Annotated in this window: 9 protein-coding genes; 4 read left to right on the top strand and 5 right to left on the bottom strand. The window is 69.3% G+C overall.

The features are described from left to right. Positions 1-1,426: 1,426 nt before the first annotated feature. Positions 1,427-2,293 (bottom strand): DUF3592 domain-containing protein, encoded by an 867-nt coding sequence (locus ACFU99_RS17980; protein ID WP_384392663.1) that lies wholly within the window; start codon positions 2,291-2,293, stop codon positions 1,427-1,429. Positions 2,294-2,599: 306 nt separating this feature from the next. Between ACFU99_RS17980 and ACFU99_RS17975 the strand changes: the two genes are divergently transcribed. Beyond that, positions 2,600-3,445: an LLM class flavin-dependent oxidoreductase gene (locus tag ACFU99_RS17975; RefSeq protein ID WP_384392660.1), complete on the top strand. Its 846-nt coding sequence runs from the start codon at positions 2,600-2,602 to the stop codon at positions 3,443-3,445. A 100-nt stretch (positions 3,446-3,545) separates the two neighbouring features. Here the strand turns inward: ACFU99_RS17975 and ACFU99_RS17970 are convergent, their stop codons facing one another. Further along, the gene (locus tag ACFU99_RS17970) at positions 3,546-4,766 is read right to left on the bottom strand and encodes an FAD-dependent monooxygenase (RefSeq protein WP_384392657.1); all 1,221 of its coding nucleotides are present in this window, start codon (positions 4,764-4,766) and stop codon (positions 3,546-3,548) included. A 177-nt stretch (positions 4,767-4,943) separates the two neighbouring features. On the opposite strand from ACFU99_RS17970, the gene ACFU99_RS17965 reads away from it, so the two are divergent. Continuing rightward, a complete protein-coding gene (locus ACFU99_RS17965; protein ID WP_384392655.1) occupies positions 4,944-5,930 on the top strand; it encodes a TetR/AcrR family transcriptional regulator C-terminal domain-containing protein in 987 nt (328 codons plus the stop codon). Between the two features lie 317 nt (positions 5,931-6,247). Continuing rightward, complete coding sequence (locus tag ACFU99_RS17960) at positions 6,248-7,180, top strand: NADP-dependent oxidoreductase (RefSeq protein ID WP_384392651.1); 933 nt, start codon at positions 6,248-6,250, stop codon at positions 7,178-7,180. A 135-nt stretch (positions 7,181-7,315) separates the two neighbouring features. On the opposite strand, the gene ACFU99_RS17955 is transcribed toward ACFU99_RS17960, so the two are convergent. The 3 genes from ACFU99_RS17955 to ACFU99_RS17945 all read right to left on the bottom strand — a co-directional run bounded on the left by ACFU99_RS17955 (position 7,316) and on the right by ACFU99_RS17945 (position 10,044). Further along, positions 7,316-7,642: a hypothetical protein gene (locus tag ACFU99_RS17955; protein ID WP_384392648.1), complete on the bottom strand. Its 327-nt coding sequence runs from the start codon at positions 7,640-7,642 to the stop codon at positions 7,316-7,318. Positions 7,643-7,775: 133 nt separating this feature from the next. After that, positions 7,776-8,696 carry an FG-GAP repeat domain-containing protein gene (locus tag ACFU99_RS17950; protein ID WP_384392646.1) on the bottom strand — a complete coding sequence of 307 codons (921 nt, stop codon included), beginning with the start codon at positions 8,694-8,696 and terminating at the stop codon, positions 7,776-7,778. A gap of 178 nt (positions 8,697-8,874) precedes the next feature. Continuing rightward, a complete protein-coding gene (locus tag ACFU99_RS17945; protein WP_384392644.1) occupies positions 8,875-10,044 on the bottom strand; it encodes a S1 family peptidase in 1,170 nt (389 codons plus the stop codon). A 367-nt stretch (positions 10,045-10,411) separates the two neighbouring features. Here ACFU99_RS17945 and ACFU99_RS17940 point away from each other — a divergent pair, with 367 nt between their 5' ends. Then, entirely contained in the window at positions 10,412-11,164 is a 753-nt protein-coding gene (locus ACFU99_RS17940; RefSeq protein WP_384392641.1) for a hypothetical protein, read from the top strand. Positions 11,165-11,203 lie beyond the last annotated feature (39 nt).

Raw genomic sequence — 11,203 nt, 5'->3', positions numbered from 1 at the left:
GTACGTGGCCGAGGTTAAGGCTGGCTCCGCTGCGCTGCGCCGCTGGCTGCTACCGCGATGGGGTGGGGGTGGGTTCTTCGGGTGCGGGGGCGTTTCGGGCCTGCGGCCCACGGCAGCCGGAGTGAGGGGGAGTTGGGGGCTGTGGGTCGTTGGCTGCGGGCGGGATGTCGGCGGGGGCCGGGGAATGCGGCGCGCTGCGCTGCACCTGGGGGTGCACTGGCCGTACGGGTGCGGTTTCCGCCCGTACGACAGCGGCCCACGGCTGGGGAAACTCCACTCTGACGGCGAGCGCGCCTGGTATGTCCGATGTGCCAGGTCCACCCTTCAACAGAGTGCAGTTACCTCCCAATTCCGCGTCCCATAAGGCGCTTTTGTCGGGCGGCAACCGCACCCTACCTGCCAGTAGCCACCTGCGGAGCGCAGCGGAGCTTCCCGTCGCTACAGGTGCCTTGGACCCGGAGGGTCCGAGACGCGCCCGCACCCGACCAACTCGCAACGACCACTTCGCGGCAGCAGCCAGCGGCGCAGCGCAGCGGAGCCAGCCTTAACCTCGGCCACGTACCGTGCGGCAGGCAGCGAACCGGCATCCGCCCCGCCCCCTCCCTCCCGCTGCCGGCGCTTTGGGCCCGGAGGGTCCGAGACGAAACCCGCACTCACCCACGCACAATGCCGCCCAACGCGGCAGCACCTCACCCGCCGTCCGACGAACCCACCCCTCCACCCCATCACGGCTGTCGCCAACAGTGGAGTACGACCGGCATGGGGCTATCCGACCTCGCCGTTGTCTTCGTTTGGCTCGGCCGGTACCCCGGAGCGACGGCACGCATCGTGTGGTTCGCGCGGTGCCCGGCGTACTCGGCATTCGAGCGAGCCGAGGCGACGTAACGAGGGGCGGGCCGGGGCGCAACCCCGCGCGGAGTGCCCTGATCCGCCCGGCTGCTCTTGGCGTCCTGGCCTGCTCCCTTACGGCGATGGCCGCGAAGGTCGGTGCGCTGTCCAGGGCCGCCCAGGCCGCGACCGCGAACAGTAGTCGCTGACCCGGCTCAGCGACGGCCTGTGCACAGGTTACGACCTCGCCCCGCCCCCCTCGGACGCACTGACCGCCGACTCCGGTACAGGTGCCGGGCGTTGGGGCATCCGCTGCGTTTCGCAGGTGGCTACCGGTAGGTAGTGTGCGGTTGCCGCCCGGCAATAGTTCCTTTTCGGGTGCCGAATCGGGCGGCAAGTGCACTCTGTTGAACAGCGGACCTGGCGCATCGGGCATACCTGGTGCGATGGCCTTCGGGTGGCGTTTTCCCCCAGCCGTGGGTCCCTCTTCTACGGGTGACAACCGTTCCCCAGACGGAAAGGGGCACCAGACGCAGCGCAGCGCGCCTCACCGCCCGGGGCCCTGGCCCGTCGGCGACCCGCCGCTCAGGGCCGCCGTTCACCACCCCGTCAGCAGCGCGGAGATGAACAGCCACAACGGGATGACCATCAAGACGACTCCGAGCATGCCGAAGAACGTCTGGGCGATGCCGCTGATGGTGAGGCGTTTGTCGCGGAGGTTTCTGACGCGAGTCGGCGACAGCGGATCGTAGGTCACGTCCACCGGGCCCTTTTCGCCCTTGTGCGTGCGGCCGACCGGCTGGGTGACGACGAGGTGTCGGCCCTCCAGCGTCCGGAACTCGTAGACGGGGCGCCATTCCGACTGGTCCTTCGAGATGCGGTGCCAGGCGTAGTCCCGGATACGGCCGGGGACGGTGATGCCACGCCGTCGCAGAATCAGAGCGTCGCGCATCACCTTGGTCCAGCCTATGTACAGCATCAGCCAGCCGAAAGGGCAGTAGAACATCATGATGGCCATCATGAGACCGCCGATGCCCACTTCGGCGCCCTTTTCCCCGGCCACGTAGAAGAAAGCGATATACGGCCCGACCCCAAGAGCGATCATTCCGCCCGCGGAAATGGGCGGAAGGCGCGGCAGGCGACGCCCGGTGACCTCCCTCACCACCTGGGTCGGCCCCTGCGCCGAGGCCGAACGGCGTCTCAGGGCGGTACGCAACTGTCGGACGAAAGCGTCGGCGGCGGTGGTGTTGCGGGTGGTGAGCGTGAAAGCGTTGTTGTCCTCGGTGCTAACAGCGGCATCGCGGGACAGTTTAAGGAGGACGTGTCCTCCTGCGTGCTCGACATGCTCGATCGCCGCCAGCGGAACCGTCCAGGTGACGCGACCGCGCATCACCCGCACCGTGTACGTCTCCAACCGGAAGACGACGCCTCGACCCCGCAACACCACTTCCGGTATCCGTCCCATGTTCAAGATCATAAATGCCGATGAACGGGCGTTACGCGCCCTGTTCGGAGCAACGAGCCCAGCTCGACGCACAGTCGGCATACCGCTCAGCCTCGAACCGGCGTCAGCCCCACTGGAAGTCAGGGGCGGGCTTGTTCGTCGCGTCAGAAATCGGCTTGTCCCATCGAGCCGAATCGCTCTACGGTGAGATCACTTCGACGAGACGTTCCCCAGAAGCACGCCGCAGGGCGGGAACGTCCCACCTCGCTGAGGTGCCGGAGGGGCGGCAGCAGACTTTGTCGACCCTTCCTTTCGGAGGTCTCCTTCATGAACGTCGGAATCGGCCTGCCCATCGCCGACCCTGCCGCCTTGCTCACCTGGGCCCAGCGCGCCGACGACGGGCCGTTCAGCACACTCGGCCTGCTCGACCGGCTCGTCTACGACAACCCCGAGCCCCTGGTCGCACTCGCCGTCCTCGCGGGCACCACCTCCCGCATTCGCGTCCAGACCGAGGTGCTGCTCGCCCCGCTGCGCGACACCGCCCTCCTCGCCAAGCAGGCCGCCACCCTGGACCGGATGACCGGGGGCCGCCTGGTCCTCGGCCTGGGCATCGGCGGCCGGGACGACGATCACCACGTCACGGGAATCGATATGCGCACCCGAGGCCGACGCCTCGACGAGCAGATGGCGGTGATGCGCCGCCTGTGGTCCGGCGAGCCGCACGGCGACGGCGCCGGCCCGATCGGTCCCGCGCCCGCCCGGCCCGGCGGCCCCGAGGTGCTCTTCGGCGGGTTCAAGCCCGCCGCGATCGAACGCGTCGCACGCTGGGGCGACGGCTTCCTCGCCGCCGCGGCGCCCTCCTGGGCAGGCGGCCTGTTCGATACCGCACGCAGGTTCTGGAAGGAGTACGGCCGCGACGGCGAACCGCGCATCGTCGCGCAGGTCAACGTCGCGCTCGGCCCCGACGACGTGGTCCACGACGCCCAGGCCAACATGCACGCGTACTACGCCTTCACCGGCAGGGCCGACCAGATGGTGAACGGAATGCTCACCACGCCGTCGGCGATCCGCACGGCGATCACCGACTTCGCGAACCTCGGAGCCGACGAGGTCATGCTCTACTGCTACGGCCTTGACCCGAGTCAAGTGGACCGCCTCGCCGACGTCTTGTGACGGGACGGCGGGACGACGGGGGACGGGGGTACGGGGGAACTGGGCGGTCGGTCGCCGCGGCAAGCTCGCGAACCTCCGGCGGCCCGTGGCCGGGAGCCGCTCAGCGTACGTTCGCGGCGAGGCCGTATTCCGGCAGCGCGATGTCCCCGGCTTTGGCGAACTGCGCGGCGAGCAGGCGCCGCATCGGCCAGCGGGTCATCTGGCGCATGGAGAGGTCGCGCAGGCGGATGCCGAACCGGCTCGAAGGCGCGAATCCCGCGGCACCGCCCGGCGGGAGCTGCTGGGCCTGGGTTACGTACGGGCGCATCACCTCGTCGTAGCGGCGGAAGGCCGTGCGGTGGTCGCCATCGGCGGCGGCGAGTTCGCCGGCCAGGACGTAGGCGCCGACCAGGGCCAGGCTGGTCCCGAGGCCGGTCAGCGGGGTCGCGCAGTATCCGGCGTCGCCGAGCAGCGCCACCCGGCCGCGCGTCCAGCGGCCGAGGCGGACCTGGCCCATGGAATCGAAGGAGAAGTCCGGCGCGGTACGCATGGCGCGCACCAGACGTGGGGTCTGCCAGCCGACTCCGGCGAAGCGCCGGCCCACGATCTCCTGTTGGGCGGCGACGTCGCGGCGGTCGTACGGGATCGGGGCCGAGCGGAAGCTGAGGCCGGCCTTGATCTCGCCGGGGAGGCGGCCGGGCCGCGCGGAGGCGACCAGCCCGCCGGGTGCGTTGTGCATCAGGTACCAGCCGTCGAGTTCCCAGTCGTCGTCGCCGGCGGCGGCGGTGAACCAGGCCGTGTAGAGCCCGAGCGGACGGACGAACTCCTGCTCCGGGCCGAAGGCCAGCGCCCGCACCACGGAGTGCGGCCCGTCCGCGCCGACGACCAGCCCGAACCGTCGTGGCGCGGCGTTCTCGAAGGTGACGGCGACCCCGTCGGCGTCCTGATCGATCCTGGTGACGGTGTCGTCGAACAGGTACTCCGTGTCCGGCAGGGTGGCCTCGTACAGCAGGCGGGCGAGATCGCCGCGGAGAATCTCGATCTCGGAGACGATCCCCTCGCCGCCGAAGCTGTCGGCGGGCATCCGCGCGGTGGTCCGGCCGTAGGCATCGACGAGTGCGAGGCCGCGTTGGTCCACGCACTCCGCCCTGGCCCGGTCCATGAGGCCCATTCGCTCGATCACGGTACGACCGGCGCCGCGCAGATCCACGGTCTGCCCGCCCGGCCGGGGTTCCGGCGCGCGTTCCACGATGGTGACTCCGCAGCCCGCCTTGCGTAGCCAGTACGCCAGCGCGGGCCCGGCGATGCCGGCCCCGCTGATGAGTATCTCGTTGTTCGGCACGGTGCGAACGTACGCCGTACGCAGGGTAGTGCGCAAGCGTGAAATTGCTTGTAGGCATGAGGAGTTGGATGACTCTGCACTAGTGCGGGCGAAGGAGAAAAGGGGCTCGCGCGGAATCGCCCGGCGTCGGCGGCTAGGATGGCGGCCGTCCAGGTGCACTAGTGCGGAGGGGGCTCTGTGGGCGGACACGCGGTACCGCGATACAGCCAGATCGTCGGCGAACTGCGGCGGCGGATCGAGACGGGGGAACTGGCGCCGGGTGACCGCGTGCCCTCGACCCGCGAGATCACCAAACAGTGGGGCGTCGCGATGGCGACCGCGACCAGGGTGCTCACCGAGCTGCGCCACGAGGGGCTGGTCCGCGCCGTCCCCGGCGTCGGAACGGTCGTGAACGCCCCGAGCCGCCCGGCACGGACCGCCCGGCCCGCTGCCGCCGCGCGCTCGGGCGGGCCGTCCGACGCGTCATCGGGCCAGGCGGCGCTCACGCTCGGACGGATCGTCGCCGCCGCCGTCACGGTCGCCGATACGGAAGGGCTGGCCGCGGTCTCGATGCGCCGGGTGGCGGCCGAGCTCGGAGTGGCGACCATGTCGCTGTACCGGCATGTGGCCGACAAGGACGACCTGTTGACGCGGATGCTGGACAGCGTCATGGCGGAGCACCCGTTGCCCGCGGCCCCGCCGGAGGGCTGGCGCGAGGCGATCGAACTGGCGGCCCGGCGGCTCTGGAGCCTCTTCCGCCGCCACGCGTGGCTCGCGCCGGCCCTTTCGATGACGCGCCCTCAGATAGTGACCTCGGGCCTGCCGTACAGCGAGTGGATGCTCACCACCCTGCACGCCCACGGACTCGACCTGCACTCCGCGTTCACCGCCCACCTCATGCTGCTCAATTACGCCCGCGGCGTCGCCGTCAACCTGGAGTCGGAGCGGGAGGCCGAGGCGCACAGCGGTCTCGACAGCGAGGAGTGGATGGACACCCAGGCGCCCGCGCTCCTGGAAATCCTGGCCACCGGCCGTTTCCCCGCACTCTCCCGCCTCACCGCTACCGGCTACGACCTCGACCTCGACGCCCTCTTCGAGTACGGCCTCCAACGCCTCCTCGACGGCCTCGCGCCACTCCTCGACGAGAGCTCGGCAACTTCATCGGGGCTGGCCGGTGGCCATTGACCAGGGGCGGGCTGGGGTGCGTTCACTGCCTGCGGCGGCGTTCGTGGTCGGGGCCGAGACGAGCCCGCGCCCGAAGCCCCCGCCACAACCACTTCGCGGCAGCAGCCGGCGGCGCAGCGCAGCGGAGCCAGTCTGAACCCCGGCCGCACACCGAGCAGCAGGCAGTAAACCGGCAGGCGCAGGCGCAGGATCAGCGTTGCGCCGAGGGGGAGCTCGTACTCGATGCCGTGCTTCCCGGCACCAAGGAACCTGCTGGTTCCTATCGCATATCTAGCCTGGTTTCTCTCCCCCTTTCATAGTTCAGGAGAGAGCCAGTCATGCGAGTCATTACCCAGCAGGCGCTCGGCGGTCCCGAGGTGCTCACCGTCGTGGACGCGCCCGAGCCTCGGGCCCTTCCGACCGAGGTGCTCGTTCGCGTCAAGGCGATCGGGCTGAATCCGATAGAGGCGCTGCTGCGTTCCGGTGAGTTTCCTCCGCTGCTCGGTCGGCCGCCGTTCGTTCTCGGCTGGGACATCAGCGGTGTGGTCGAGGAGGGGGCGCTGACGTATCGGTTCAGGCCGGGGGACGAGGTGTTCGGGATGCCGCTGTTTCCGCGGGCGGCGGGCGCGTACGCCGAGGTGGTGGCGGCGCCGGCGCTGCATCTGGTGCGGAAACCGGCGTCGCTCTCGCACGTGGAGGCGTCGGCGTTGCCGGTGGTCGGGCTGACGGCGTGGCAGGGGCTCGTCGATCTCGGAGGTGTGGGTGAGGGGGACCGGGTTCTGATTCATGCGGGTGGTGGCGGGGTCGGACACGTCGCGGTTCAGATCGCGAAGGCGTTCGGTGCGTATGTGATCGCTACCGCGAGCAAGAACAAGCGCGAGTTCGTGGAGGGGTTCGGCGCGGACGAGGTGATCGACTACACGGCGGTCGACTTCGCCGAGGCGGTGCGCGATATCGACGTCGTGCTCGACACGATCGGCGGCGACACGGTCGAGCGGTCGCTCGGGGTGCTCCGCCCTGGCGGTCACCTGGTGACGGCGGTCTCGGAGGGTGATGCGGAACTCATCGCCAGGTACGAGGCGGCGGGCATGCGCTTCAGCGGCATCGCGGTCGACCCCGATCCGGTCGGCCTGCGCGGTCTCGTCGACCTCGTCGAACGGGGCGAGCTCCGGGTCCACGTGCAGGAGACGTTCCCCTTCGAGCGCGTCGCCGACGCGCACCGCCTACTCGACGCCGGCCACCTCCAGGGCAAGGTCGTCCTGACCGTCTGACCCCCGCCGCCGGGGTTTTGTGTGAGCCCTGGTCCAACCTGCTTCCGCGCCCTCCACCACGCAAAGGGCGCGCCGGCCCAAATCGGTCGGCGCGCCCTTCAGTTAGAGCGGGTCAAAGCAGAGCCAGGACCCGTGTCACTCCGTCCCGGGGCAGATTCCCCGGACGACTACCTTCCACGTCCAGTCCGGCAGGTGCTCGGTGGAGAGCACGCCTCCGGAGAGGCAGCCCTTCTCCTTGAGTTTGTCGTCCGCGTGAGCCCTGGCGGCATTCATCGTCCAGCCGATTCCAGTGACGTCCCAGTAGTACTCGGAGATGTGGACCGATGACGCGGCCGTGCGTGCGGGGTCTGCGGGGGCGGCCGGTGCGGCGGTGGCGGCCGACGCCGGGGTGGCGAGGGCCACCCCGGCCAGCAGAGCGGTCGCGGTCGCGGCCAGTGCGGTTGATGCGAGCTTTCGGTTCATGAAGACCTCCGGATCAACATCCGTGCGGCGCAGGGTGGTTACGCCACGCATCAGGCATTCAAGACCGCTCCCTCGCTACTCGCAACACGCGTTGCGTATGACGCAACACCTCCCGCCAGTCCCCGCCAGTTGCTCAGAACAGCAGCTTGAACTGGTTCCAGCCCGAGTTGCCGATCTTCACGCGGGACTGGAACGGCGCCGAAGCCTTGCCCGTGCCCTTGTACAGCCACAGGGCTCCGGACTTGTCCCGCGCGATCAGGTCGCTGCGGCCGTCGAGGTCGACGTCGCCGGTGGAGAAGAGGGCGTTGAACTGGTTCCAGCCGGGGCCGATCTTCGTGCGCGGCGCGAACGGCTTGTTGTAGTCGCCGGTGCCCTTGTAGAGCCACAGGACGCCGTCGCGGTCACGGGCGACGATGTCGGTCTTGCCGTCGCCCGTCAGGTCGCCCTGGCCCGCGATCGCGGTGTACTGGCCCCAGCCCGGGCCGACCCGGTGCGCGACGCTCGTGAACGAGCCGTCGGGGTAGGCGAGGAAGAGCCACAGCACGCCATCCTTGTCGCGCGCGAGGACGTCCGACTCCTTGGCGCCGCCGAGGTCGCCGGGGGAGAAGACCAGGTCGTACTTGTCCCAGCCGTTCGAGATCTCGCGCGCGCCCTCCGCGTTCGAGAAGATCAGCGAGCCGCTGTTCGTACGGGCGTACAGGCCGTCCGCGAAGTCGTCCTTGTCGTTGTCGACGGTGGACGCCGCGTTGAAGTCGCCCCAGCCGTCGGTCACGTAGTCGCGGGCCTCCAGGCCGCCGCGTCCGTCCGGCCAGTAGAAGTACAGCTCGCCCGAACCGTTCACAGCGGAGACCGGGAAGATCGGAGCGGTGCCGGGAGCCCCCTTGAGCGACTTGAGGGCCCCGTGCGCCGCGGGTCTGTGCTCCGCGGCCTTGCGCACGGCGTCCTTGAGCGGCGCCGGGGCCGCGTCCTTGGCCATCGCGGTGCCGGCCGTGGTGCCGACCAGGACGGCGGCCAGCGCCGCGGCGGCGACGCGCCCCAGCGCGCGTCCGCCCACGCGTCCACTCGCGCTCCCGCCCGTGCGTCCGCGCGTAAGCCCGTACGTACGTCCGTAAGAAGTAGGCATCTATGTCTCCAGAAGTCATGAGAAGAAGCGCGACACACCCCAATGTGATGAGACGTGTCGCGATAACTCCTGGATCTTTGCACAACTCCTTTACATGTCAATCGATTTGTCAGGAGGCGGCGGGATTCACCGACTGCTGGAGCCGCACCTCGCCCGCCGGGGACTTCAGCGTCGCGATGCACAGCAGATGCTTGCCCGCGAGGTCCCTGGACACGGTGAGGCTCGAAGAAGTGGCCCCGTCGATGGGGACGTTGTACTTGAAGCCGTCGTCGGTCTTCTCCTCGTACCAGGAGTAGTGCACGTCGGCGGAGTTCGGGGCGAGCGCGTCGATCGTGGCGTCCAGGCGCTTGCCTTCGGCCGGAGTCCCGTGGACGCGCAGCGTGCCGGTCGGGGCGAGTTCGGGGTTCGGGCGCAGGGCCTGCTGCCGCCAGGGGGCGGGATTCATGAACTGGCCCTGGTGCACGCTGCCGTCGCAGCCGTCGCCGCTCTGTGCGCTGAGGACGCCGGCGACCTTGCGGCCGTTCGGTGTGGACACCGTGAGGGGGCCGCCCGAGTCGCCGGGGCAGACGCTCGGCGCCTTCGCGCCGCCATCAGCCGGGACGCCGGTGGTGCAGAAGTCGGTCTTGTCCACGGAGTTCTTCGGGATGTCCTCGGCGCACTCCTTCGGCGGGAGCAGCTTCATCGTGCCCTGCTTCAGCCGGTCGGTCAGCCCGCCCTTCTTCGGATCGGTGTGTTCCGTGGCGCCATGGCCGTAGAGCGTCCCGGCGCCTCCGCCCGCCACCTTGGCGGCTACCTCGTCGGCACTCGCGATCTGCGCGGGGCGCACGTCCTTCACCGGCTGATCGAGTACGACCACGGCCATGTCATGGGCCGCGAACGTGCCGTCATCGGTGGTGATCTTCTGCCAGCCCGGGTGCCGGAACCAGCCCCGCGCGTGGTGCGCCTCCCCGTGGGGCTTGGAGAGTTGATCGGCGCCGAGATAGACGTCGAAGTCCGCGGGGGACTTGCCCATCACGCAGTGCCCGGCGGTGAGTACCCGGTCCGGGGCGATGAGTGTTCCCCCGCAGTAGCCGCGTTCGGTGAGCGGTGTGTCGTGGGGGAACGCCAGCGTCGCCATCCAGGGAGCCGCGCCGGCGGGCGCGTCCGTACCCTGCGAAATGGCCGATGCGGACGGGGCAGTTGAGACGACGCCGGCCAGGAGCGCCGCCGACGCCGAGGCCAGTACGCCTGCTCGGCGTGCGCGGCGGGCGGTGCCGTGGCGGGGGCCAGAGAATGCCATCAGAGGGAATCTCCTGTGGTGTTGCGGGTGTGCAGCGTTGCCTACGGCGAAAAAGCTAGTGGCGCCGCCGGGACGCGACATCCCACCGCCGGGCTACATCCGCATCAGACTCAAGGATTACGTTCGGACGCCCGGTCGCCCCAGTGGCTGACGCTGCCTCAGGCGGGGCCTGCGACGGGCCGGAGCGGCCCTCAAGCGGACATATCCCTGGATTTCCCCGGCCATTGGCGTCGGCCGGCCGAAGAACGCTGGAACCTCGCGCCCGAAACCCCCGTCGTTATAAACAGGTACGACAAAGTCGCACCGTGCCGACGGGCCGGACTTCACCCTGCCCGCCCCGGCACTCTTGCGAACTCCGGAGACGAACGTGCGGGAAGTCATCCGCTACATCGAAGAACAGCGCAAACGGTACGAGGACCACGATTTCTTCATCCGCCTCCTGGCCGATGAAACACTGCCGGGGGACCGGCGCCTGGCCTGGGCCCCGAGCGTCATACCTTTCATCATGGGCTATTCCGACCTGAACAAATACGTCTTCCGCAAGACCGTCGAGGACGGCGAGCTCGACCCGCTCCAGGTCCTGCTCAACGACCACACCTACGAGGAGGACTTCCACTGGCAGTGGATGCTCACCGACCTCGCCAGGCTCGGGGCGGACGGCCCCATGCCCCTGTCCGACGCGTCACGGGTGCTGTGGGGAGCGGACTTCCAGCACTCCCGGCGGCTCTGCCTCGGGCTGGCCGAGATGGCCGCCAACGCTCCCACCTACGCCGTGTTCGCGATGGTCGAGTCCATCGAAGCTGTTTCGGTGACGATATTCGAGCACTGCCAGGGAATCACCCTGAGCAGCGGTCAGGAATGTGAGTTCTTCGGCACGCGCCATTACCTCGCGGAGGCGTCGCACAGCATCAAGTCCCCGGAAGTCGAGGCGACCGAACTTCCGCTCCTCGACACCTCGCAGCGCGAGCAGGCGAAACTCATGGTGGATCGCACCTTCTCGCTCTTCGACGACTGGTCGACGGCCCTGTTGGAATTCGCCCTGAAGAACGAGGACCATCGGCTGACCTTTGAGCGGATGGTCCAGGACAGCAAGGACCTCTACCCGAACCCGGAGCCGTAAAAGGCGCGAATAGAAGGGGCGGCATGGTGGGTGCGAATT

The sequence above is a fragment of the Streptomyces sp. NPDC057654 genome (assembly GCF_042800135.1).
Taxonomy (GTDB): Bacteria; Actinomycetota; Actinomycetes; order Streptomycetales; family Streptomycetaceae; genus Streptomyces.
Note: the sequence above shows the minus strand (reverse complement) of the source record. Positions and strands in the feature narration are given on the sequence as shown.